The sequence below is a fragment of the Neobacillus sp. SRL179 genome (assembly GCF_984799095.1).
In genome coordinates this window covers 3,601,764-3,626,763 of the sequence record NZ_OZ481792.1, presented here as the reverse complement: position 1 = coordinate 3,626,763, position 25,000 = coordinate 3,601,764, and the positions used below count along the sequence as shown (strand labels likewise).

Here is a 25,000-nt window from a genome sequence, read left to right as displayed (position 1 = left end):
CACGTGTTAATCATAACTCGTCCCTATTCCAGGGACGGGTTTTTTTATTTTTTAAAAAGCTGCTTTTAACGACATAACAGTTCAAGGCACGCTTATATTAAAGGAGGAGTTATTATGTCAGACGTTGTTAAGATTTCGTTTCCTGATGGGGCAGTAAAGGAGTTCCCAAAAGGTACAACAACCGAAGATATTGCCGCTTCCATCAGCCCAGGCCTTAAGAAAAAGGCAATTGCCGGCAAATGGAACGGACAAATGTATGATCTTCGCCGTCCTATCGTGGAAGACGGTTCTATAGAAATTGTAGTACCTGATTCAAGTGATGCTTTAGAAGTATTACGTCACAGTACCGCACACTTAATGGCACAAGCCGTTAAAAGGCTTTATCCAAAAGTAAATCTTGGTGTCGGTCCAGTTATTGAAGGTGGTTTCTATTATGATATGGATCTTGAAGAATCCTTATCACCCGAAGACCTGCCAAAGATTGAAAAAGAAATGGCGAAAATTGTGAATGAAAATCTTGAGATTATTCGTAAAGAAGTAAGCCGTGATGAGGCAGTCCAACTATTTAAGGAAGCGGACGATCCATACAAGCTTGAATTAATTGAAGCTATTCCTGCTGAGGAAACGGTGACGATTTATGAGCAAGGTGAATTTTTTGACCTTTGCCGTGGCGTCCACGTCCCGTCTACTGGGAAAATTAAAGAGTTTAAATTATTAAGTATTGCGGGTGCTTACTGGCGGGGGAATAGTGACAATAAAATGCTTCAGCGCATTTATGGCACGGCCTTCTTTAAGAAGGAAGACTTAGCTGAACACCTGCGATTACTTGAAGAAGCAAAAGAACGTGATCACCGTAAAATTGGTAAAGAATTGAGCCTATTTACGACTTCGCAATTAGTAGGACAGGGGTTGCCGCTTTGGCTTCCAAAAGGCGCAGCCATTCGCCGCGTAATTGAACGCTACATTGTCGATAAAGAAATTCGTCTCGGTTATGATCATGTGTATACACCAGTGATGGGAAGCGTGGACTTATATAAAACTTCTGGACACTGGGATCATTATCAGGAAGATATGTTCCCTATCATGGATATGGACAACGAACAACTAGTACTGCGTCCAATGAACTGCCCGCATCATATGATGATCTACAAAAATAGCATCCACAGCTATCGGGAACTGCCAATTCGTGTAGCTGAACTTGGTTTAATGCACCGTTATGAAATGTCAGGTGCTTTAGCCGGATTGCAGCGCGTTCGCGGGATGACATTAAATGATGCACATATTTTCGTCCGTCCAGATCAAATTAAGGATGAATTTAAACGAGTTGTTAATTTAATTCTTGATGTATACAAGGATTTTAATATTAACGATTATTCCTTCCGTCTTTCCTACCGCGATCCACAGGATACGGAGAAATACTTTGATGATGATGCAATGTGGGAGAAAGCACAAAGCATGCTGAAGGAAGCAATGGATGATTTAGGTCTAGATTATTTTGAGGCGGAAGGCGAGGCAGCTTTCTACGGACCTAAGCTCGATGTTCAAGTTAGAACAGCGTTAGGTAAGGACGAAACATTATCAACTGTACAATTAGATTTCTTATTACCAGAGCGCTTTGATTTAAATTATGTGGGTGAAGATGGTAAGCAGCACCGCCCGGTTGTTATTCACCGTGGTGTCGTATCCACAATGGAACGGTTCGTTGCCTTCTTAATCGAAGAATACAAAGGGGCATTCCCTACATGGCTTGCTCCCGTACAGGTTCAAGTCATTCCTGTATCACCAGGTATCCATTATGATTATGCGAAACAGGTTCAAGACCAGCTGAAAGCTGAAGGCTTCCGCGTGGAATTGGATGGCCGTGATGAGAAAATCGGTTATAAAATTCGTGAGGCCCAAATGCAAAAAATACCATATATGCTGGTGGTTGGTGACAAAGAAGTGGAAGACCAAGCCGTTAATGTACGGAAATATGGGGAACAAAAATCTGAAACTAAGCCATTTGCAGAGTTCTTAGCAGGAATTCAAGCTGAAGTAAAAAGAGGATAAACCTGACAAAGAGAGAGAGGAGTTCTCTCTCTTTTTGTATAGAAATAAAAATTAACTATTGAATAATTTGTTGTTTCTTGTTACAATAAGTTTCGTTGTCAAAGAAATAGTTCATTTGACAACACATCTTTGCTTATGATATAGTAACAAGGTGAAAATTGAATACTTGTTTTTGAAAAAGAAGAAGCACCCGCTTCTCACCTGATTGACGCAACGATCGCAGTTGGCAGGTTTTACGTGAACTTTTTGTTTATTACTTTTGTTTCGTAAAGTGTGGGTGTATTCATCCGCACTTTTTTGTTTGTGTACGTAAGCAATAGCACTTATAAAAAGTAATTCATACCTGTCGATTCAACTGTGTTGTCAACTAAAGGTGAATCCTTCTTTGAACTAGACGTTGTATTCGAGAAAAAACCTTGGAGGTGGCTAATTATTAGCAAAGACATGTTGTTAAATGAGGGCATTCGCGCTCGTGAAGTTCGTTTAATTGATCAAAATGGCGAACAATTAGGAATTAAATCCAAAATAGAAGCGTTGGAGATTGCTGGACGGGTAAATCTTGATTTGGTACTTGTTGCACCAAATGCAAAGCCTCCAGTAGCCCGAATTATGGACTATGGCAAATTTAAATTTGAGAATCAAAAGAAAGAAAAAGAAGCTCGAAAGAACCAAAAAGTCATTACGACTAAAGAAGTGCGTCTCAGCCCAACGATTGATGAGCATGACTTTAATACAAAGTTGCGCAATGCCATTAAGTTCTTGGAAAAAGGCGATAAGGTAAAAGCTTCAATCCGTTTTAAGGGCCGGGCGATTACCCATAAAGAAATCGGTCAACGTGTATTAGACCGTTTTTCCGAAGCGTGCAAGGAAGTTGCGACGATTGAATCACATCCTAAGATGGATGGACGCAGCATGTTCCTAGTTTTAGCACCTAAAATCGAAAAGTAATAAGGAGGACAATCACAATGCCAAAAATGAAAACTCACCGCGGCGCTGCAAAGCGTTTTAAGAAAACTGGTTCTGGTCAACTTAAGCGTGACCATGCTTATACAAGTCACTTATTCGCTAACAAATCTACAAAAGCTAAGCGTAAGCTTCGCAAATCAGGCCTTGTTTCAAAAGGCGATTTCAAACGCATTCGTCATTTATTAACTTACGTAAAATAATCAATTCGTGATCGATTTATAGGAGGGAAATTACATGCCACGTGTAAAAGGCGGTACTGTTACGCGCAAGCGTAGAAAAAGAGTTCTTAAATTAGCAAAAGGTTATTACGGTTCAAAACATACATTATATAAAGTTGCTAACCAACAGGTTATGAAATCATTACAATATGCATTCCGTGACCGTCGTCAAGTAAAACGCGACTTCCGTAAACTTTGGATTACTCGTATCAATGCAGCAGCTCGTATGAACGGTCTTTCTTACAGCCGTTTAATGCATGGCTTAAAACTTGCTGGTATCGAAGTAAACCGCAAGATGCTTTCTGAATTAGCAATCAGCGATGCAAATGCTTTTGCTGAATTAGCTAATGTTGCAAAACAACAATATAACAAGTAATAACTAAAAAGCCATTCTCATTGTGAGAGTGGCTTTTTCTATAAAGGGGATAGTATAGATGGCCATTTTGTTAGGGGCTTTTTTAATCATGAATATAATCGGACTTCTCATAATGGGAGAGGATAAGAAGCGGGCAATAAAGCATCAATTTAGAATTCGGGAGCGGACTTTGTGGCTTGTAGCCATTTTTGGAGGCGCAATTGGTACAACAGCGGGTATGCAGTATTATCGTCATAAAACCAAGCATATGTCCTTTAAAATTGGTTTCCCTGTTCTGGCCTTCGTGGATGTTATTTTGTTGCTAAAGTTTTTATTATAAAAAGCCGCATATCATGGCGGCTAATCCTGTAGGAATTCTTTTACTGGACTTTTCCAGTGTATTTCAGCATTATGGTAATGCTCGAGGATCATTTGATTGATATAAAAGAAATCTTCTTTTACTAATCCTTTAAGGGCAGCTGTATCTTCTGGCCAAATGGAGATGGAGACCACGTCAAACATGTTATTCGCTGTACCCATATATTTTTCGCCCATAAACACAGCGCCTTTATAGGTAACAACAAAATTTTTTCTGACGTCTTCCTCATCAATGAATAAAAATCGTTTCTGTTTTCTGGCTGCTTCAAGTTTTCGAGTTGATGTAAAAAAGTATTTTACGCCGATGTAGAATAAAAAGATAATCATAAATAACAAGATGAAGCACAGCAACCAAACCATGGTTAATCCTCCTACACCTATTTTCCTTCTAATACGAATCAGCAGGAAAAAAGTTTCAACCATGTTTGCTTTTGATATAATTTTTCCATGGGAGTGATGATGATGAATCTTGAAAAACTGTTTCAGATGCAAAAGGCATTGGATGGCCATATTGAACAGAAACACGGTCTTAAGGACGAGGATTTATTTGGCCGGAAAATTCTTGCTTTGCTTGTGGAACTTGGTGAATTAGCGAACGAAACGCGCTGCTTTAAGTTTTGGAGCATAAAGCCTGCTTCCGACAGGGCGGTAATTTTAGAGGAGTTTGTTGATGGCATCCATTTTATTTTGTCGTTAGGAATTGAGCTCGGCTTTAATCAAAAGAAAATGAATGTAATGGCGACAGAGTCCGCTTTAAGTGTGACTGAGCAATTTATTCATGTTTATGAGAAAATACATATTTTTCAAAAGAGCAAGCATTATGAGGATTATATAGAAGTATTTGAATCCTATTTGCAATTAGCCGCCCTTCTCGAGTTTAATTCTACGGAAATTGAAGAAGCATATTTTGATAAAAATGAAGTAAATTATCAAAGACAGCAAAACAACTATTAGCTGAAAGTTTGTAATGATTAGACGATTATTTGTATAATGAAGGGTGTACATACAGATTTGGGGGCGAACCTATGGTAAAACTAGATGAAACATTAACAATGTTAAAAGACTTAACGGATGCTAGAGGAATAGCCGGTAACGAGCGTGAAGTACGCGAGGTCATGACTCGATACATAACTCCATACGCTGACGAACTATCAACGGATGGATTAGGAAGTTTAATCGCAAAAAAAGTGGGCAAGGCCGATGGCCCGAAAATTATGGTCGCAGGGCATTTAGATGAAGTAGGCTTCATGATTACAAAAATTGATGACAAGGGATTCCTTCGTTTTCAAACGGTCGGCGGCTGGTGGGGCCAAGTAATGCTCGCACAGCGTGTAACGATCGTAACACGTAAAGGTGATGTAACCGGTATTATTGGTTCAAAACCACCACATGTTTTATCAGCAGATGCTAGAAAAAAACCAATTGAAATTAAAGATATGTTTATTGATATTGGTGCTTCAAGTCGGGAAGAAGCGGCTGAGTGGGGCGTTTGTCCTGGAGATATGGTAGTCCCATACTTTGAATTTACGGTGATGAATAACGAAAAAATGCTATTGGCCAAGGCTTGGGATAACCGCATTGGCTGTGCCATTGCAATTGATGTGTTAAAACAATTGCAGGGTGTTGATCATCCTAACGTGGTTTACGGAGTAGGAGACGTTCAAGAAGAGGTTGGATTAAGAGGAGCAAAAACAGCTGCCGCAAAAATTAAACCAGACCTTGCCTTTGCAGTCGATGTAGGTATTGCTGGGGATACCCCTGGAATTTCCGAAAAAGAAGCAATGAGTAAAATGGGGAAAGGACCGCAAGTAGTCATTTATGATGCATCGATGATTGCACATAAGGGCTTGCGCGATTTCGTAACGGACACTGCGGATGAATTAAACATCCCGTATCAGTTCGAATCCATTCCTGGTGGCGGTACCGATGCAGGCTCCATCCATTTGACTCATAATGGTGTGCCTGCCTTGGCCATTACGATTGCGACCCGTTATATTCATTCGCATGCCGCTATGCTCCATCGCGATGATTATGAAAATGCAGTGAAATTAATTGTCGAAGTGATTAAGCGTTTAGACCGTGAAACAGTAGATAAGATTACATTTGAATAATTGTTGGAAATCCCCGGTTTGATACCGGGGATTTTTTTAACAATAGTAGTTCTTGCGGCGCTCCGCCTCTTTGCCAAAGAAAAAGCTGCCGATGAGAGCTCGGGCAGCTTAATCAACTATTATTACTTCAAACCATTTTCTAGTGTGGACAGCATTTCTTTTTTCTCGTCTGCAGAGGAATTATTCCAGATCACTTCAAACAGGACGCCAAGTCCCGGAAGCATTTTTTCCTGGCCATTTTGAATCGCATCTACAATCGTATCTTCTAATTGGTCTTGCGTATTCCCAGAAACGTTTTGAATTATGGCATTGCGTAAATTTAAATCCATACTACACACTCCTTTTGTTTACCTTCATTCCTTACTATCATTTCTAGTTTTTGGTTTTATTATGTATGAAAAATGGGCTATAATGAGAAAATCAACACAGCAATTTAAAAGGAGAACCGGTTTTGAAATATATTGAATCTGTCAATAATCCTAAAGTAAAACAATGGAAAAAACTTTTAACGAAAAAAGAACGGGATAAGACTGACTCGTTTTTGGTGGAAGGTTTTCATTTAGTAGAGGAAGCGCTGAAACAAGGCGAGCAAATTATCGAAATCATTATTTCTGAAAAAGTAGAAATACCGCCGCGTTGGGATATTGGCTCAACACTTGTTACTTCGGTTACGGAGGAAATTTCAGACCTTTTATCGGATACAGAAGCCCCACAGGGCATTTATGCTGTATGTCGGCAGCCAAATCCAAAAATTCACGACGCAAAAACCTATCTTTTCATCGATGCCGTTCAAGATCCAGGTAATCTGGGGACCATGATTCGAACAGCTGATGCCGCCGGGATTGAAGCTGTGGTAATTGGTCAAGGAAGCGTTGATATTTTTAACTCAAAAGTGCTAAGGTCGGCTCAAGGCAGTCATTTTCACCTTCCCATTATTAGAGGCAACCTTCATGAATGGATCGAAAAACTTCAAGAAAAAAATATACCTGTTTATGGAACAGCTTTAGAAGGGGCCTCTGTCTATACAGATATTACTCCTGAAGATTCGTTTGCCTTGATTGTCGGCAATGAGGGCAATGGTGTTGGCAAAGATATCCTTGCTAGTACCACAACCAACCTTTATATTCCGATCTTCGGTAAAAGTGAGTCACTTAATGTAGCCGTAGCAACGGGAATCTTACTCTATTATTTAAAAAAATAGGCGAAAGCACGTTTGACCTTTTAAGGAAAAATATTATATAATAGTGAACAATTGATTATAGTAAATACAATGACGGAGAAAAGTACCTTATCATGACCATTTAGGGAGAAAGTGCCTGGACTGGAAGCACTTTTATGGAATGGGTAAGCGAAGTTCACCTCCTGAGTAGGCATCGGGACCATTTGTTATAAATGTAAAGATGCATCGGCATAAGCCGTTATCCGAATGAAGCGAACACAATATCTTTATACATATCGTGTTTACAAGGGTGGTACCGCGAATAGTAAACCTCGTCCCTTTCCAGGGATGGGGTTTTTTTGTTTTTCGGTGCCTGACACCCTTTCTACTGCATTCAGGTTATTAATGGTGCCTGACACCCTTTCTACTGCGTTCGCGTTATTAATGGTGCTGACACTCATTCTATCGATAAAAATTAAGGAGGAATAGACATGCAAGAACGTTTAAAGGAATTGCAAGGAGAGGCTATTCAAAAAGTTGAACAGTCGACTAGCTTAAAAGAATTAAATGAAATTCGTGTGGCGTATTTAGGGAAAAAAGGTCCGATTACAGAAGTATTGCGTGGAATGGGCAAGCTTTCTGCAGAGGAGCGTCCGGTTATGGGGGCGCTCGCGAATGAAGTTCGTGAAGCAATCGCAGTAAAGATCGAATCAAAACAAAAGGGATTAGAAGAAGCAGCTGTTCTTGAAAAATTAGCATCTGAAAGCATTGATGTGACCCTGCCTGGCCGTCCAGTGAAAGCTGGAAACCATCATCCGCTCACAAGAATTATTGAAGAGATTGAAGATTTATTTATTGGAATGGGCTATCAGGTTGCTGAAGGACCAGAAGTAGAGCAAGATTATTATAACTTTGAAGCTCTTAATTTACCGAAAGGGCATCCAGCTCGCGACATGCAGGATTCTTTCTATATCACAGAAGACATTCTTCTTCGTACCCATACATCACCCGTTCAGGCTCGGACGATGGAAAAGAACCAAGGAAAGGGTCCAATCAAAATCATTTGCCCTGGTAAGGTATACCGTCGTGACAATGATGACGCGACACACTCACACCAGTTCATGCAAATTGAAGGCCTCGTTGTCGGTGAGAACATTCGCATGAGTGATCTTAAAGGAACACTAGAGATTTTTGCTAAAAAGATGTTTGGTGAAGATCGTGAAATCCGCTTAAGACCAAGCTTTTTCCCATTCACGGAACCATCTGTTGAAATGGACATCTCTTGTAAAATTTGTGGTGGTCATGGCTGTAATGTTTGTAAACAAACAGGCTGGATTGAAATTCTTGGTGCAGGGATGGTTCATCCAAACGTACTTGAGATGGCAGGTTATGACTCTAAAAAATACACAGGTTTTGCCTTTGGAATGGGACCTGAGCGAATTGCTATGTTGAAATACGGTGTTGATGACATCAGACACTTCTATACAAATGATGTTCGTTTCTTAAAACAATTTTCAAAACACGAGTAAGTTGAACGGCTGAAGCGGAATTTTTTACAAGAGGCTTCAGTTTTATAAAGGGATAATAAAGGAGGATGACGACATGTTTGTTTCGTACAAATGGCTCGAGGATTATATCGATTTAACTGGAGTAACAGCAACAGAGTTAGCTGAAAAAATCACCAAAAGCGGGATTGAAGTTGAGGGAGTAGAAGTTCTTAATGAAGGTATTAAAGGTGTTGTAGTCGGTCACGTATTAGAGCGTGTACAGCATCCGAATGCTGATAAATTAAGTAAATGTCTTGTCGATGTAGGCGAAGAATCTCCCGTTCAAATTATTTGCGGCGCACCGAATGTGGCGCAGGGACAAAAGGTTGCCGTTGCGAAAGCCGGAGCGGTATTACCAGGTAATTTTAAAATCAAACGGGCAAAATTGCGCGGAGAAGAATCAAACGGAATGATTTGTTCTTTAACTGAACTTGGTATGGAAGGAAAAGTGGTACCAAAGGAATACTCGGAAGGAATCTTTGTTTTCCCTGCGGATGCTGAGGTCGGAGTAAATGCTCTTGAACTTTTAGGCAGAGATGATCAAGTTTTAGAGCTAAGCTTAACACCAAACCGGGCGGATTGTTTAAGTATGCTGGGTGTAGCCTATGAGGTGGCAGCAATCCTCGGCAGAGAAGTAAAACTTCCTGAAACGAACCTAAATTCTGCAGCTGAGAAAGCAACTGATTACGTAAGTGTTGTGGTGGATTCACCAGAAGATAACCCGCTATATATTGCAAAAGTGATTAAAAATGTAAAAATTGGCCCATCACCGCTATGGATGCAAACGCGCTTAATGTCAGCTGGAATTCGTCCACATAATAATGTAGTTGATATTACCAATTACATTTTATTAGAATATGGCCAACCGCTTCATGCGTTTGACTATAACCGTTTGGGCTCCAAGGAAATCTTGGTTCGACGTGCGGCAGATGGTGAAAAATTTGTAACACTTGATGATGTGGAACGGACATTAACATCCGATCATCTTGTAATTACAAATGGTAACGTTCCAGTAGCACTTGCAGGTGTAATGGGTGGAGCCAATTCAGAGGTAACTTCTGACACAACTACTGTTCTATTGGAATCAGCCTATTTTGCTGGAGGCACGATTAGAAAAGCATCAAAAGACCACGGTTTAAGAAGTGAAGCAAGCGCACGTTATGAAAAAGGTGTTGATCCAAACCGGGTACGTGCTGCCGGTGAACGTGCTGCCTACTTAATGGCAAAATACGCTGGCGGTGAAGTGTTAGAAGGAGAAGCTGTGGTTGATACCCTAAAGGTAGAACCTGCTGTAGTTTCGATCACATTAGAAAAAATCAATCGTGTACTTGGTACTGAGTTGCAAATGAACGATGTTAAAGAAATTTTTGACCGTTTGCAATTTGCAGCAAGTGTTGAGGGAGACTCAATCACGGTAACGGCTCCTACACGCCGTGGCGATATCAGCATTGAAGAGGACCTAATTGAGGAAGTGGCTCGACTTTACGGATATGACAACATTCCTACGACATTACCATTTGGCTCAACCACTCCTGGAAAGTTGTCTGAGTATCAAAAGAAACGCCGCGTTGTGCGCCAATACCTTGAGGGGACAGGCTTGTATCAAGCAGTAACCTATTCGCTGACGAGCGAGGAAAAGGCTGCCCAATTTGCCTTAGAAAAGCGCGACACAATCCGTTTAGCGATGCCAATGAGTGAAGAGCGCGGTATTCTTCGTTTAAGCATTTTGCCACAGCTTTTAGAGGTAGTAAAATACAACGGTGCCCGGCAAAATGACAGCTTAGCTGTATATGAAACCGGAGCTGTCTTCTTATCTAATGGGGAAGAAGCACTTCCTGTTGAAAAAGAACATTTAGCTGGGGCTATTACCGGCCTTTGGCACAGCCATTCTTGGCAAGGGGAGAAGAAAGCAGTAGATTTCTACGTTATGAAAGGTATTTTAGAAGGTATGTTTGCAAAACTTGGACTGCTTGAAAAGGTACAATTTGTTCAAGCACAGGTAGAGGGCATGCACCCAGGTCGTACAGCTGAAATTCTTTTAAACGGTGAAAAAATTGGCTTCGTTGGTCAAGTGCACCCTACTGTGCAAAAAGAGCTTGATTTAAAAGACACATATGCCTTTGAACTATCATTAAAAGCTGTACTTGAAGGAGACACAACAGCCTTACGCTATCAATCCATTCCACGCTTCCCATCCATCACAAGAGACATTGCCCTTGTGGTAAACAGAGAAACGGTGTCAGGCACCCTACAAGAAATTATCTTAACTGCCGGTGCGCCGCTTCTGAAGGAAGCTGATGTGTTTGATTTGTATGAAGGTGACAAAATGGAGGAAGGTAAGAAATCCCTTGCTTTCTCTTTGAAATATTTAGATCCTGAGCGTACTTTAACGGATGAAGAGGTAACAAAGGTTCATGAGCGTGTGCTTGCAGCCTTGAAAGAAAAAGCTGAAGCTGTGCTAAGAGGATAATTATTAGGTGAGAGGCTGGCTCGAGTGGTTCGAGCTGGCCTTTTTATTTAGAAACAACCGCTGGTGGGGAAAAAATTACGATTCGCTGATAAAACGAAAAATTCGCTGATAAATGGTGGAGAATCGCTGATATCCATCGCCAAAGCGCTGATAAAAGGAAAGAGTCAAAAATTATCCGCAATTTCCGCCATAATTCGGCAGGATTCCAGCACGGATATTAGAATTTTATTAGAAAATAGAAGGGAGTGATAAATTTGATTATAAAAGAAAGGAAAATTCCAATAGCTATTCTTATTTTAGAGGCATTATGCCGGCGTTTGCCCATAAATCACCATAAATATCAACAGATTTTAGAGGAGTTGGGAAGAAGGCAAGCGGGTTACCAAGGGGAGGTAGCTCTTGATTATTATTTACGTCTCCTGCCGATTAAAAGATATTTAATCCTCCATGATTTAAACCTTCCAGATGGTGATTATAATTGCCAGATCGACACCCTCCTTTTAACAGAAGAATTTGCCTTAATAGTAGAAGTTAAAAATATGGCAGGTAAATTAATATTTGATACCGAAAACGAGCAGTTTTTGCAAATAAATAATGAAAAGGAAAAAGGTTATAACTACCCCATTGCTCAGGCAGAATGGCATCAGTTTTATTTGAAAAAACTGATGGAGGAACATAATTTCCCCACACTTCCTGTGGATTATTTACTTGTCCTCAGTAATGGATATGCTTCCTATGTTATTTCCGGAAAAAACACTCATAAAGTGAAACAACGGGTTTGCAAGGCTGATGTATTCCTCAATAAAATTCAGTATTTTGAAAGACTATATCCAAATCCACTACTCAATACAAAAGACCTCCGAAGACTGAGCCGCCTACTAGTAAAAATGAATTCAATCCCAACTAGTTATCTTTTAAGTAAATATGGAATTAAAAAAGAAGATATCCTCACAGGTGTTTATTGCCCCACCTGCAAACATCTTACATTAGTAAGAGAGAAGCAGAAGTGGTACTGCAGCCCCTGTAGAGAATTTTCAAAGGATGCTCATATTGCAGCCCTTAAGGATTACTTCTTACTAATCGATTCGAAAATTACAAACCAACAGTTTCGGAAGTTTTGTCATTTACATTCTATCGATACTGCTGGGAGATTGTTGCGTGCTATAAATCTGGTTAGCTCTGGATCAAAGAAGATGCGCACATACGCTCCAGCAAGATTTCCCCTTAAAGATTTAGAACCAAAAATTCCGATTCGCAAATAAAACAGGGGAATTCGCAAATAAAAGTATAAAAGTCGCAAATAAAACAAGGGAATTCGCAAATAAACGTATAAAAACCGCAAATAAAAAGTTTTTTAATTATGTTTTTTTGATAAAAAAACGAAAAATTATAGATTGAATCGTAAAAAACCAACAAAATTAGCAGTTGATTTCCTTCTAAACAAAAAAGAGGTCGCCCCAACACCAAATCAACGGGGCAACCTCGCATTTATTCCATATTTTCGTAACGTTTTCATGATTTTCACAAACATCCTAAATAAGTCGACCGCAATCCCATAAAAACCCGCAATCACTTTCGCTTTTTATTAGCAATTGCCATGGCTTTATCCGTATTAGCAAAGTGCAGTTTGACAAAGGAAGGGAGTGCGTCACGCCCCTTACTCAAGATAAGCTTGGCTGCTGCCACATCCACCTGTGCTCCGGCCCCTTTTGGGATTTTAAAGCCTGCAGTTTCACTCATCTTATCGATATACTGAATAAAGGCATAGCGGGCGAGGATGCTGGCGGCAGCAACCGCAAGATGAATTCCTTCTGCTTTCGTGCTGAAATAAACATCTTGATTCGCAATAGCCCTCTGTCCTTTTATATGTTGAAAATAGGTACTCGGCTGAACGAATTGGTCTATAAGAATCGCTTCAGGTTTTACAGGGGATATTTTTTCTAACACATTTAAAATCGCTTGATTATGAAGAAGAGCCTTCATTTTCCCCTGAGACATCCCCGCACGCTGGACCTGGTTATATTTTTCGTTTCGTAAGGTCATTAAGCTAAAGGGGACGATATCCTTGATTACCTTGGCAATCGCAATAATTTTTTCATCGTTTAAGTCCTTAGAATCCCGAACGCCTAATTCCTTTAGCAGTGGAATATCTTCCTTCTTCACATAAGCTGCCACAACCGTAATCGGACCGAAGAAGTCGCCTGTCCCCACTTCGTCCGAACCGATGACAGACATTCCGCTAATACCCGCAGGGACATCTCCTTTTGCAACAGATTTTCCTTTTATAGAAGCGGTTTTTTTACTGGATGCCGGAGCATTCACGCTGCTGCTGCCCCATTTTCCCGCCTCTTTTTCACAGTCATTCCCTTGAAATAGGACTTTACCGGATTTATAAGCGGTAATCATACAAGTTGGGGTTTTTGCAGCGAACACACTTCCAGGTATGTTTTTATTCAAGAGCTGATTTTCGTAATATTTTTTCATTTCGTTCATCTTAGACATATCCAAATTGAGAACAACATTTCCCATTAAAAAACACCACATTTCTACAATAATTAATTCGCTTCTTTTGAAAAATTAAGGCTGTAATAAGGCTGGTACCGCTTTTTTAATTTGTTTGACTTTTCGACTTATGTCGGTTCATGTTATGATAGAGAGTAGGATTCCGGAATGGAGGCATAACGTTGTCAAATACAGAAAAAAATCGAACAACCGTTGATATATACGGGCAACAGTACGTTATTATGGGAACGGAAAGTCCAAGTCATATTCGTCTAGTCGCATCATTAGTTGACGACAAAATGCGTGAAATCAATTCAAAGAATCCAATGCTAGACGTAAATAAACTTGCCGTTTTAACAGCAGTAAACGCAGTCAATGATTATATTAAAATAAAGGATCAACTAGAACGGCTGCAAGCTGAAATACAAAAGGAAAAGGACTAAAAAATATGTTAGACTTAGCCATTATCATTTTATTAATATTTGGATTCTTTGTCGGCCTTAAACGAGGCTTTATCCTCCAGCTTTTACATTTAACAGGTTTTATTATTGCATATGTAGTCGCTACTTCCTACTACGAAGAGTTAGCAACAAAACTAATACTGTGGATTCCTTATCCAAACTTTGGGGATGCCACAACATTAAAGATCTTAACAGGATCAAACAACATGGAAACAGCATTTTATCGTGCTGTTGCGTTCGTGATTATCTTTTTTGCAGTAAAAATATTATTCCAAATTATTGGATCCATGCTGGACTTTATTGCCCATTTGCCTGTATTACGGCAGCTGAATGTGTTAGCAGGCGGGATTTTTGGATTTCTTGAGGTCTATTTAATCATCTTTATTTTATTATACATTGGTGCCCTAATACCAATAGATTTTATCCAAAACGCATTGGATCAATCCGTATTGGCTAAGGCCATTGTCAATCACACACCTATCCTTTCACAGCAAATCAAAAGCTTGTGGATCGAATATACAGCTGCTTGAACTTCTCTGTAGCAGAGAAGTTTTCTTTATTTCAATGCTTTAACCATAAAAGTGAGAATCGGTTTTATCATTCCCTAATTTAATAAGGTAAAATGAAGATGCTAAACTTGAGGGCAGGTGGATGTTATGGAAATCAATAAAAAGGAAATTATTCGTTTATTAGAAACGATAGCCATATATATGGAACTAAAAGGGGAAAACCCGTTTAAAGTCTCCGCATTCCGAAAGGCGGCCAATGCATTGGAAGCGGATGAGCGCACCTTGGCAGAAATTGAAGACTTTACATCGATATCAGGAATTGGCAAAGGAACCGCTGCAGTTATAGAAGAGTATATAAAAGAAGGCACATCCGCAGTATTAAATGAACTGAAGGAAGAAGTTCCGAGCGGATTAATCCCTCTGTTGCAGCTTCCGGGTCTTGGTGGAAAGAAAATAGCCAAGTTATATAAAGAGTTAGGGATTGTTGATGTTATCAGTTTAAAAGAGGCTTGTAAGTCGGGAAAAGTACAAGCACTAGCTGGGTTTGGTAAAAAAACGGAAGAAAAAATCTTAAGTGCCATTGCCAATGTAGGAACAAGACCGGATCGTCTTCCAGTCGCCTACATGCTCCCTATTGCTGAGCAGATTGAGGCAGCTTTGGCTGAAGTTCCGGATATTGACCGATTTTCAAGAGCGGGAAGCTTGCGTAGGATGAGAGAGACTATAAAAGACCTGGATTTTATCATAGCCACTCACCATCCAGAACGGGTAAGGGACCATTTATTAAAGCTGCCTAACATTAAAGAGGTAATTGGGGCTGGAGATACAAAGGTTTCTGTTGTTTTTGGTCTTGATTATGATATTTCTGCAGATTTCAGACTCGTTCAACCAAAAGAGTTTTTCACGACCCTGCATCATTTCACTGGCTCCAAAGAACATAATGTGCGGATGCGGCAATTAGCAAAAGAACGCGGTGAGAAAATTAGTGAATATGGCGTAGAAAATGTTGAAACAGGTGAGGTTCTTACTTTTTCATCGGAAGAAGAGTTTTATAAGCATTTTGATCTTCCGTTTATTCCGCCAGAAATCAGGGAAGACGGCAAGGAAGTGGAGACCTTTACTGCGAACGAACAGTTAATCGAACTGGAAGATATTAAAGGTGATCTTCACATGCATACCACCTGGAGTGACGGTGCCCATACCATTGAGGAAATGGTCGAGGCCTGCCGTAAGCGTGGATACCAATACATGGCGATAACAGATCACTCCCAGTATTTGAAAGTAGCTAATGGATTAACGCGGGAGCGGCTGTTAAAGCAGAAGGAAGAAATAAAAAAACTAAATCAAAAATACGATGATATTCTCATTCTTTCCGGAGTGGAAATGGACATTTTACCTGATGGCACATTAGACTTTGATGATGAGATGCTAGCCGAAATGGATTTCGTGATAGCTTCAATTCATTCTGCTTTTTCCCAGCCGCGCGAAAAAATTATGGATCGGTTAAGGACAGCACTTGAAAATCATCATGTGGATTTAATTGCGCACCCAACAGGAAGAAAGATTGGACGCCGTGAAGGGTATGATGTAGACGTAGACCTGCTTATTCAGCTTGCTAAAGAAACCAATACGGCTTTGGAGTTAAATGCCAACCCCAATCGATTAGATCTATCAGCCGAATATTTACGAAAAGCCCAAGATGCTGGGGTAAAGATCTTAATCAATACCGATGCCCACAAACTGGACACATTAAAGCACATGGAGATCGGTGTGTCTGCAGCGAAAAAGGGCTGGATTAAAAAATCAACTGTGTTAAACGCAATAGACAAATATGACTTACTAGAATATCTGCACAATAGAAAATGAGGAGGATTAACTCCATGCATGAAAGAACCATCAAGGTACTAGAATTCACAAAAGTGAGAGACCAGCTGATTGAACATGCTGCGTCCTCGCTAGGCAGGGATAAAATTAACAAGTTGGTACCATCCACCGATTTTGAAGAAGTTGTTCGTCTGCAAGCAGAAACGGATGAGGCGGCAACTGCTTTTCGTATAAAAGGAAATGTCCCTTTGGCAGGGATTCATGATATCAGGGCTCATATTAAGCGCTCGATCATAGGCGGTGTTCTTAGCCCGCATGAACTCTTTCAAATCGCTAGTACGATTCATGCCAGCCGTCAGATGAAACGATTTATTGAGGAACTGGCTGAGGAGCGGACAGAATTGCCTATTTTAGTAGAGCAAGTGGCTCGAATTATTCCTCTTACCAACCTAGAGCAAGAGATCAAACATGCGATCGATGAAAGCGGTGAGGTGTTAGATAGTGCAAGTGATCTGCTCCGCGCATTAAGAAGTCAGCTAAGATCAAATGAGTCGCGGATTCGTGAAAAATTAGAGAGCATGATTCGATCATCGAATGCTGCCAAAATGCTTTCTGATGCGATTGTGACAATTCGAAATGACCGCTTTGTTATACCTGTTAAACAGGAATACCGCAGTCATTACGGCGGCATTATTCATGACCAAAGTTCTTCAGGGCAAACGTTGTTTATTGAGCCCCAGGTTATTGTTCAACTGAATAACCAACTCCAAGATATCCGCGTCAAGGAGCAGGTTGAAATCGAGAGAATTTTATCAGAGCTATCCGCAAAGGCAGCAGAGTTTGAAGGTGAGCTCCAAGTCATTGTAGAAGTCCTCGCCAATTTAGATTTTATTTTTGCAAAAGCCAGATATGGTAAAAAAATAAAAGGCTCTATGCCGATTATGAACAATGAGGGAAGAATCGCTTTATATAAAGCCCGGCATCCATTCATACCGATTGACGAAGTGGTGGCCAACGATATAATGCTTGGCAATGAGTTTACAACGATTGTTATAACCGGTCCCAATACCGGCGGTAAAACGGTAACATTAAAAACGCTTGGGTTATGTACGTTAATGGCTCAGGCGGGCTTACAGATTCCAGCACTGGATGGATCCGAGCTGGCCGTTTTTGATTCAGTCTATGCCGATATTGGCGATGAACAGTCGATTGAGCAAAGCTTAAGTACATTTTCGTCCCACATGGTAAACATCGTCGAAATTTTGAAGAGGGTCGATTTTAATAGCCTGGTTTTATTTGATGAGCTTGGAGCTGGAACGGATCCACAAGAAGGCGCCGCCTTGGCAATTTCGATTCTAGATGAAGTCCATAAACGGGGGGCAAGGGTAATTGCGACCACTCACTATCCTGAGTTAAAAGCCTATGGCTATAACCGGGAAGGTGTCTTAAATGCGAGTGTTGAATTTAATGTCGAGACATTAAGTCCAACCTATAAGTTGCTGCTTGGCGTTCCGGGCCGAAGTAATGCCTTTGAAATCTCGAAGCGATTAGGTTTAAATGAACGAGTCATTCAAGCCGCTCGTTCCCATGTAAGCGAAGATACCAATCAAATAGATAAGATGATCGCCTCATTGGAAGAAAGTAAACGGCAGGCGGAGATCGAACAGCAAGAAGCGCGGGATTATTTAAAGCAGGCTGAAAAACTTCATCAAGATTTGCAAAAGCAAATGATGGAGTTTTACGATAAAAAAGATAGTATGCTTGAAAAGGCGGCTGAAAAAGCGGCTGACATCGTCGATGAAGCGAAACATGAAGCCGAGCAAGTTATTCGTGATCTTCGTAAAATGAGAACCGAAAAACATGCGGAAATTAAAGAGCATGAATTGATTGATGCGAAAAAACGTCTTGAAAGTGCTGCACCGGAAATTAAGAAGTCAACTAAGCCGTCAAATAAAAAAACAAAGCAGCACGTCTTAATGCCCGGAGACGAGGTGAAGGTGCTTACCTTTGGTCAGAATGGAACGCTTGTTGACCATGTTTCAGACAATGAGTGGCAGGTTCAGATTGGAATCTTAAAAATGAAGGTAAAAGAAAAAGATCTAGAATATATCGGTACCCCGAAACAAGTGGAAACAAGACCAATGGCTATTGTAAAAGGGCGCGATTCCTATGTTAAACTAGAGTTAGACCTTCGCGGTGAAAGATATGAAAATGCACTAATGAAAGTGGAAAAATATATTGATGATGCCCTTCTCTCTAATTACCCACGAGTATCCATTATCCACGGGAAAGGTACGGGTGCTTTAAGACAGGGAGTACAGGAATACTTAAAAAACCATCGTTCCGTCAAGAAAATTCGTTTTGGTGAAGCTGGAGAAGGTGGTTCAGGCGTAACCATAGTCGAATTTAAATAAAGTCCGGGGAGTAACATAAATGAACCAGTTTTGGGAGAACGAGTATACTCAGATTGCAGCCTATTATAGTGTGGTTATATTATGCATCGTTGTTTTTCTTGCCATTTTTGAAGCGGTAACCAAATATAAAAATTGGGAAGAAATAAAAAAAGGAAATCTAGCCGTGGCGCTGGCAACAGGCGGTAAAATTTTGGGGGTAGCCAATATTTTTCGTGCTTCCATTGAAAAACACAATTCTTTACTTGAAATGGTTGGCTGGGGAATATACGGATTCTTGTTATTATTAGTAGGCTATTTTATCTTTGAATTTTTAACGCCAAAATTTAAAATTGATGAGCAAATCCAAAATGATAACCGAGCAGTTGGTTTCATTTCCTTCATTATCTCAATAGGTTTATCTTTTGTGATTGGTGCAGGGATTTCGTAAGGGGAGAATAAACAATGGAGACATTAGCAAAGATCCTTATGGGATTATGCGGCTTATTTTTACTAATTGGAATTATTTATCTGGTGTTTTTTGTCTAAAAATAATCATCGCTGAGTCAATCGGCGGTGATTTTTTTTTTATTCCATAAGTAAGGTACTCAAATAATTCCCGGCACTAGGAGTGTGCGCTTTTCCTCATTGAGAATTGTGATGGACTGTACTATAATAAAAGAGTATTTAGAATTTTTATAATAATACACACGAATAAGGGAGGTTATGTATGTTGGAGTCAAAACCATGGTTGGAACTTTACCCTAAAGAAATTCCTGCCACACTTGAATACTCATCAGAGCCTGTACAAAATTACTTGGTCAATACAGCAAAGAAATTCCCGGAAAAAATAGCCATTCATTTTATGGGAAAAGAGATGACATATCAACAGCTTTATGAAGAGGCATTAACTTTTGCTAGTTACCTTCAAGGATCGTTAAATATTAAAAAGAATGACCGCATCGCCATCATGCTGCCCAATACTCCACAGGCGGTAATTAGCTATTTTGGTATCTTAATGGCTGGGGGAATTGTTGTTCAAACCAATCCATTATATACAGAGCGCGAACTTGAGTACCAAATGCAGGACTCAGGAGCTGTTGCCATTATCACCTTAGACATCCTCTACCCGCGAGTCTCAAAAGTTATGCCGCAGACAAATTTGCAACATATATTTGTAACCGCTATCAAAGACTACTTGCCGTTTCCAAAAAATCTTGTTTATCCTTACATTCAAAAAAAGCAATATGGGATTGTGGTAAAAGTAAAACATGAAGGAAACACCCACTTGCTTACTGAAGTCCTAAAAAATATGCAGAATGAGTTAACCCCATATGAATTCAATCCTGATGAAGACCTCGCCTTATTACAATATACAGGTGGTACGACGGGTTCACCAAAGGGGGTCATGCTGACACACAAGAATTTAATTGCCAACACAACTATGAGTCAAGCGTGGATTTATAAAGCTAGACCAGGGGAAGAGTCGATGCTTGGGATCGTTCCGTTTTTCCATGTTTATGGAATGACAGTGGGTATGATTTTATCGGTTAAGATGGCATGTAAAATGATTATCCTGCCAAAATTTGATGCGTTAACGACTTTAAAGACGATTCATAAACAACGCCCGACCCTTTTTCCAGGCGCGCCAACCATTTATATAGGTTTATTAAATCATCCTGATTTAAAAAAATATGATCTTTCTTCAATTGATTCGTGTATTAGTGGTTCGGCACCACTTCCAGTGGAAGTACAACAGAAGTTTGAAGAAGTGACGGGGGGAAAGCTTGTTGAAGGCTATGGTTTGTCAGAAGCGTCGCCAGTTACACATTCCAACTTCCTATGGGATGCCCCAAGAATAAAGGGAAGTATTGGAGTTCCGTATCCGGATACCGATGCAGCCATTCTTTCTATAGAAACAGGCGAACCCATGCCGATTGGAGAAATTGGTGAAATTGTGATAAAGGGACCGCAAATTATGAAGGGCTATTGGAACCGTCCTGAGGAAACAGAGGAAGTATTAAAAGACGGCTGGCTCTATACCGGTGACTTGGGTTACATGGATGAGAAGGGATATTTTTATGTAGTGGATCGCAAAAAAGATATGATTATTGCAGGCGGCTATAATATTTATCCTAGAGAGATAGAAGAAGTGTTATATGAACATCCGGATGTCCTTGAGGCAGTGGCGGCTGGGATTCCAGATCCATATCGCGGAGAAACCGTTAAGGCTTATATTGTCTTAAAGGAAGGATCATCTGTAACGGCAGAGGACATGAATAAATTTGCAAGAAAATATTTGGCTGCTTATAAGGTGCCAAGACTATATGAATTTAAAAAGGAATTGCCTAAGACTGCAGTGGGGAAAATTTTAAGAAGAATGTTGGTGGATGAGGAAAAACAAAAAATAGAAGAAGAAAGCCAAAAACATGCCTAAAAGCAAAAAAGTATTTTTTTTGAGCAGGATGGCTTGTCCTTCAATTAAAATAAGAATAGGATAAAAGAGTTGGTCAGAATTTCTTGACAGAAATAAAATTAAAATCTATTATAAAAATATGAATGATGATTCATTCATATTTTTTCTTTTTTTGAATAGAGAATAAAACCGATTTTCTTCAAGAGGGTGGAATGGATTTGAAAAAGAGTAAACCAAAATATATGCAAATTATAGATGCTGCAGTGATTGTCATTGCCGAAAATGGGTATCATCAAGCCCAGGTTTCGAAAATTGCCAAACAAGCAGGCGTAGCTGATGGCACTATTTATCTTTATTTTAAAAACAAGGAAGACATCCTAATCTCGCTCTTTGAAGAAAAAATGGGAGAATTCGTTGAAAAAATAGAAGAAAAAATAGCAGGAAAAGAAGCCGCGGGAGAGAAGTTATTAATGATGATAGAAACGCATTTCCAGCTTCTTTCAGATGACCATCACATGGCGATTGTAACACAGCTAGAATTACGCCAATCCAATAAAGAACTTCGCTTAAGAATTAATGATGTTCTGAAAGGATATTTACATGTGATTGATCAAATCATTATTGATGGAATAGAAACAGGAGAATTTTCAAGCAGCCTCGATGTTCGCCTTGCCAGACAGATGATCTTTGGGACAATTGATGAAACTGTCACATCATGGGTGATGAACGAGGAAAAATATGATTTGCTTGCACTTGCAGCCCCAGTCCATCGTCTCTTAATCAATGGATGTGGAAGCAAGTAAATTTTACAAAAAGGGGGAGTTTGATTGGAATACCTGAAATGGTCTAATCAAGACAGTATAGCGACTATTACGATTCAACGTCCTCCGGCAAACGCTCTTTCATCAGGCCTGCTGCAGGAACTTTCGGCCGCACTTGATGAAATTGAGCCAAACCGTGAGATTAGAGTGATCGTTATTCATGGAGAAGGCCGCTTTTTTTCAGCAGGTGCTGATATTAAGGAATTTACCACGGTTACTTCATCAGAAGCATTTTCTAACCTAGGCAAATTTGGGCAAGATTTGTTTGACCGGATGGAAAAATTCCCAAAACCGATTATTGCCGCCATCCACGGCGCAGCTCTTGGCGGTGGCCTTGAATTGGCAATGGCCTGTCATATCCGTTATGTAAGTGAAACAGCAAAATTAGGACTCCCAGAATTACAGTTAGGTCTGATCCCAGGATTTGCAGGTTCACAGCGTCTGCCTAAATATATTGGAGTAGCACGTGCAGCGGAAATGCTATTTACAGCTGAGCCCATCACTGGAGTAGAGGCAGTTCAGTTCGGACTAGCCAATCGAGCTTTCCCAGAGCAAGAAGTATTAAAAGAGGCCTATAAGCTTGCTGGAAAGATTGCTAAGAAAAGTCCTGGCGCACTTCAGGCAGCAATTGAATTGTTAAACTATGCAAAAAACGAAGAATTCTATCAAGGCAGTAAACGGGAATCTGAGTTATTTGGTCAAGTTTTTGTTTCAAATGACGGCAAAGAAGGCATTCACGCCTTTCTCGAAAAAAGAGAGCCGAATTTTAAGGGTGAGTAACTTCAAAGGTGAAAATGCATCTTAAGAAGTTTTATAGTATATTTTTTTCAAAAAAATTTTCTCAATCTTTCGAACTGCGATAATGTTTGAAATTTACTAGGAGGGTATGTATGAACATTTATGTCTTATTGAAAAGAACCTTTGATACCGAAGAGAAAATATCCATATCAGGTGGAAAAATCAATGAGGATGGTGCAGAATTTATCATCAATCCTTACGATGAATATGCGATCGAAGAAGCTATTCAAATCCGCGATGCAAAAGGTGGAGAAGTTACAGTCATTTCTGTTGGCAATGAGGAAACAGAAAAGCAATTGCGTACTGCTCTTGCAATGGGAGCAGACAAAGCCGTTCTTATTAATATCGAGGATGATGTGGAAGACGGTGATCAATTTACAACAGCAAAAATCCTTGCAGAATACTTAAAGGACAAAGAAGCGGACTTAATCATTGGTGGAAATGTTGCCATTGACAACGCCTCGGGTCAAGTTGGTCCACGGGTTGCTGAATTACTGAATATACCTTACGTCACTACTATTACGAAGTTAGAAATTGACGGAACCAATGTTACGGTTACGCGTGATGTAGAAGGGGATTCAGAAGTGATTGAAACTAGCCTGCCACTTTTGGTTACAGCTCAACAAGGCCTAAACGAGCCTCGTTATCCATCATTACCAGGAATTATGAAAGCGAAGAAAAAACCGCTTGAAGAATTAGAATTAGATGACCTTGATCTTGAGGAAGACGATGTGGAAGCGAAAACAAAGACCATTGAAATATACTTACCGCCCAAAAAAGAAGCTGGAAAGGTTCTTGCTGGTGATTTAAGTGATCAAGTAAAAGAACTTGTACAACTTCTTCATACGGAAGCAAAAGTAATTTAAGCTCATACACATAAAAATTGTTTTCAGGAGGTAATAGAATGTCAAGAAAAGTATTGGTGTTAGGAGAAGCACGGGATGGATCATTACGGAATGTTTCTTTCGAAGCAATCGCAGCAGCTAAAACAGTTGCAGAAGGCGGAGAAGTAATAGGAGTTCTTATTGGTGAAGGTGTAAGCGCTTTAGGGAATGAACTCGTACAATATGGTGCTGACCGTGTAGTGGTCGTCGAAAATGATAAGTTAAAACAATATACCTCAGATGGTTTTGCTCAAGCACTAACAGCAGTTATTGAGCAAGAAAAACCGGAAGGACTTGTTTTAGGCCATACAGCTCTTGGAAAGGATTTGGCTCCAAGAATAGCAGGTAAACTTTCCTCCGGCTTAATCTCTGATGCAACAGCTGTTGAAGTAGCTGGCGGAAATGTCGTATTTACCAGACCTATCTACTCAGGTAAAGCTTTTGAAAAGAAAATTGTCACGGATGGGCTAATCTTTGCCACGGTCCGTCCGAATAATATTGCTCCATTAACTAAGGATGAAAGTAGAACGGGAGAGGTCTCCTCTTTGTCTGTTGAGATCAAAGACCTTCGTGCCATCATCAAGGAAGTCGTTAGAAAGGCAAGTGAAGGTGTTGATTTAAGTGAAGCAAAAGTGGTTATTTCAGGCGGCCGTGGTGTAAAAAGTGCGGAGGGTTTTGCACCATTAAAAGAATTAGCCCAAGTTTTAGGCGGAGCAGTAGGTGCCTCCCGTGGTGCCTGTGATGCCGATTATTGTGATTATTCATTACAAATTGGCCAAACAGGAAAAGTGGTCACACCAGACCTTTACATTGCCTGCGGTATATCAGGAGCAATTCAACACTTAGCAGGGATGTCCAATTCCAAGGTAATTGTCGCGATTAACAAAGACCCAGAAGCGAACATCTTTAAAGTAGCTGATTATGGAATCGTTGGTGACTTGTTCGAGGTTGTGCCAATGTTAACGGAAGAATTTAAAAAGCTAAAAGTTCATTCTTAAACTGATTAGTTGTTGTCAAATAGGTTCATAATAAAGCGAGCGAAGCATTCTGCTCGCTTTTATTTATGTTCAGCTCCAGCGACCGTGGCGCTTCCGTTTTTCTTACCTTTGCATAGAATATTTATATAAAAAATGGGTATATTA

24 protein-coding genes and 2 other annotated features are annotated in these 25,000 nt (G+C 40.1%); of the genes, 21 read left to right on the top strand and 3 right to left on the bottom strand.

What is annotated here, in order from left to right:
- Positions 1-114 precede the first annotated feature (114 nt).
- The 5 genes from thrS to AC4E8C_RS17955 all read left to right on the top strand — a co-directional run bounded on the left by thrS (position 115) and on the right by AC4E8C_RS17955 (position 3,928).
- Entirely contained in the window at positions 115-2,049 is a 1,935-nt protein-coding gene (gene thrS / locus AC4E8C_RS17975; RefSeq protein ID WP_490208027.1) for a threonine--tRNA ligase, read from the top strand.
- A gap of 172 nt (positions 2,050-2,221) precedes the next feature.
- Positions 2,222-2,354 (top strand) — a sequence feature (ribosomal protein L20 leader region).
- A gap of 139 nt (positions 2,355-2,493) precedes the next feature.
- The gene (gene infC / locus AC4E8C_RS17970; RefSeq protein ID WP_490212602.1) at positions 2,494-2,997 is read left to right on the top strand and encodes a translation initiation factor IF-3; all 504 of its coding nucleotides are present in this window, start codon (positions 2,494-2,496) and stop codon (positions 2,995-2,997) included.
- A 17-nt stretch (positions 2,998-3,014) separates the two neighbouring features.
- The gene (rpmI, locus tag AC4E8C_RS17965; protein WP_215044037.1) at positions 3,015-3,215 is read left to right on the top strand and encodes a 50S ribosomal protein L35; all 201 of its coding nucleotides are present in this window, start codon (positions 3,015-3,017) and stop codon (positions 3,213-3,215) included.
- Positions 3,216-3,249: 34 nt separating this feature from the next.
- Positions 3,250-3,609, top strand: coding sequence for a 50S ribosomal protein L20 (gene rplT / locus AC4E8C_RS17960; RefSeq protein WP_488326036.1), 360 nt, complete (start codon positions 3,250-3,252; stop codon positions 3,607-3,609).
- A gap of 58 nt (positions 3,610-3,667) precedes the next feature.
- Positions 3,668-3,928, top strand: coding sequence for a DUF1294 domain-containing protein (locus AC4E8C_RS17955; RefSeq protein ID WP_490208026.1), 261 nt, complete (start codon positions 3,668-3,670; stop codon positions 3,926-3,928).
- Positions 3,929-3,948: 20 nt separating this feature from the next.
- Here the strand turns inward: AC4E8C_RS17955 and AC4E8C_RS17950 are convergent, their stop codons facing one another.
- Positions 3,949-4,326 carry a sigma-w pathway protein ysdB gene (locus AC4E8C_RS17950; protein WP_490208025.1) on the bottom strand — a complete coding sequence of 126 codons (378 nt, stop codon included), beginning with the start codon at positions 4,324-4,326 and terminating at the stop codon, positions 3,949-3,951.
- A 102-nt stretch (positions 4,327-4,428) separates the two neighbouring features.
- Between AC4E8C_RS17950 and AC4E8C_RS17945 the strand changes: the two genes are divergently transcribed.
- Together AC4E8C_RS17945 and AC4E8C_RS17940 are read left to right on the top strand one after the other, a co-directional pair.
- Positions 4,429-4,920 carry a dUTP diphosphatase gene (locus AC4E8C_RS17945; RefSeq protein WP_490208024.1) on the top strand — a complete coding sequence of 164 codons (492 nt, stop codon included), beginning with the start codon at positions 4,429-4,431 and terminating at the stop codon, positions 4,918-4,920.
- A gap of 71 nt (positions 4,921-4,991) precedes the next feature.
- The gene (locus AC4E8C_RS17940; RefSeq protein ID WP_490208023.1) at positions 4,992-6,077 is read left to right on the top strand and encodes a M42 family metallopeptidase; all 1,086 of its coding nucleotides are present in this window, start codon (positions 4,992-4,994) and stop codon (positions 6,075-6,077) included.
- A gap of 122 nt (positions 6,078-6,199) precedes the next feature.
- On the opposite strand, the gene sspI is transcribed toward AC4E8C_RS17940, so the two are convergent.
- Positions 6,200-6,406, bottom strand: coding sequence for a small acid-soluble spore protein SspI (sspI, locus tag AC4E8C_RS17935; protein ID WP_490208022.1), 207 nt, complete (start codon positions 6,404-6,406; stop codon positions 6,200-6,202).
- A gap of 122 nt (positions 6,407-6,528) precedes the next feature.
- Here sspI and AC4E8C_RS17930 point away from each other — a divergent pair, with 122 nt between their 5' ends.
- From AC4E8C_RS17930 to AC4E8C_RS17915, 4 genes are all read left to right on the top strand, one after another.
- Entirely contained in the window at positions 6,529-7,278 is a 750-nt protein-coding gene (locus tag AC4E8C_RS17930; protein WP_490208021.1) for a TrmH family RNA methyltransferase, read from the top strand.
- A 60-nt stretch (positions 7,279-7,338) separates the two neighbouring features.
- Positions 7,339-7,579 (top strand) — a binding site (T-box leader).
- Positions 7,580-7,727: 148 nt separating this feature from the next.
- Positions 7,728-8,765: a phenylalanine--tRNA ligase subunit alpha gene (gene pheS / locus AC4E8C_RS17925; protein WP_490208020.1), complete on the top strand. Its 1,038-nt coding sequence runs from the start codon at positions 7,728-7,730 to the stop codon at positions 8,763-8,765.
- Positions 8,766-8,838: 73 nt separating this feature from the next.
- A complete protein-coding gene (gene pheT, locus AC4E8C_RS17920; RefSeq protein WP_490208019.1) occupies positions 8,839-11,253 on the top strand; it encodes a phenylalanine--tRNA ligase subunit beta in 2,415 nt (804 codons plus the stop codon).
- A gap of 254 nt (positions 11,254-11,507) precedes the next feature.
- On the top strand, positions 11,508-12,515 hold the full coding sequence (locus AC4E8C_RS17915; protein WP_490208018.1) for a nuclease-related domain-containing protein: 1,008 nt from the start codon (positions 11,508-11,510) through the stop codon (positions 12,513-12,515).
- A 307-nt stretch (positions 12,516-12,822) separates the two neighbouring features.
- Here AC4E8C_RS17915 and rnhC read toward each other — a convergent pair whose 3' ends face one another.
- Positions 12,823-13,782 carry a ribonuclease HIII gene (rnhC, locus tag AC4E8C_RS17910; RefSeq protein WP_490208017.1) on the bottom strand — a complete coding sequence of 320 codons (960 nt, stop codon included), beginning with the start codon at positions 13,780-13,782 and terminating at the stop codon, positions 12,823-12,825.
- Between the two features lie 155 nt (positions 13,783-13,937).
- Between rnhC and zapA the strand changes: the two genes are divergently transcribed.
- From zapA to AC4E8C_RS17860, 10 genes are all read left to right on the top strand, one after another.
- On the top strand, positions 13,938-14,198 hold the full coding sequence (zapA, locus tag AC4E8C_RS17905; protein ID WP_490208016.1) for a cell division protein ZapA: 261 nt from the start codon (positions 13,938-13,940) through the stop codon (positions 14,196-14,198).
- A gap of 5 nt (positions 14,199-14,203) precedes the next feature.
- A complete protein-coding gene (locus AC4E8C_RS17900; RefSeq protein ID WP_490208015.1) occupies positions 14,204-14,746 on the top strand; it encodes a CvpA family protein in 543 nt (180 codons plus the stop codon).
- Positions 14,747-14,872: 126 nt separating this feature from the next.
- A complete protein-coding gene (gene polX / locus AC4E8C_RS17895; RefSeq protein ID WP_490208014.1) occupies positions 14,873-16,591 on the top strand; it encodes a DNA polymerase/3'-5' exonuclease PolX in 1,719 nt (572 codons plus the stop codon).
- A 14-nt stretch (positions 16,592-16,605) separates the two neighbouring features.
- On the top strand, positions 16,606-18,963 hold the full coding sequence (locus AC4E8C_RS17890) for an endonuclease MutS2 (RefSeq protein ID WP_490208013.1): 2,358 nt from the start codon (positions 16,606-16,608) through the stop codon (positions 18,961-18,963).
- 19 nt (positions 18,964-18,982) lie between these two features.
- The gene (locus AC4E8C_RS17885) at positions 18,983-19,390 is read left to right on the top strand and encodes a DUF350 domain-containing protein (protein ID WP_490208012.1); all 408 of its coding nucleotides are present in this window, start codon (positions 18,983-18,985) and stop codon (positions 19,388-19,390) included.
- Between the two features lie 279 nt (positions 19,391-19,669).
- Positions 19,670-21,376 carry an AMP-binding protein gene (locus tag AC4E8C_RS17880; protein WP_490208011.1) on the top strand — a complete coding sequence of 569 codons (1,707 nt, stop codon included), beginning with the start codon at positions 19,670-19,672 and terminating at the stop codon, positions 21,374-21,376.
- Between the two features lie 197 nt (positions 21,377-21,573).
- Positions 21,574-22,158 carry a fatty acid metabolism transcriptional regulator FadR gene (gene fadR, locus AC4E8C_RS17875; RefSeq protein WP_490208010.1) on the top strand — a complete coding sequence of 195 codons (585 nt, stop codon included), beginning with the start codon at positions 21,574-21,576 and terminating at the stop codon, positions 22,156-22,158.
- 24 nt (positions 22,159-22,182) lie between these two features.
- Positions 22,183-22,956: an enoyl-CoA hydratase gene (locus AC4E8C_RS17870; RefSeq protein ID WP_490208009.1), complete on the top strand. Its 774-nt coding sequence runs from the start codon at positions 22,183-22,185 to the stop codon at positions 22,954-22,956.
- Positions 22,957-23,066: 110 nt separating this feature from the next.
- Entirely contained in the window at positions 23,067-23,840 is a 774-nt protein-coding gene (locus tag AC4E8C_RS17865) for an electron transfer flavoprotein subunit beta/FixA family protein (protein ID WP_490208008.1), read from the top strand.
- 38 nt (positions 23,841-23,878) lie between these two features.
- Entirely contained in the window at positions 23,879-24,856 is a 978-nt protein-coding gene (locus tag AC4E8C_RS17860; RefSeq protein ID WP_490208007.1) for an electron transfer flavoprotein subunit alpha/FixB family protein, read from the top strand.
- The last annotated feature ends 144 nt before the right edge of the window (positions 24,857-25,000 follow it).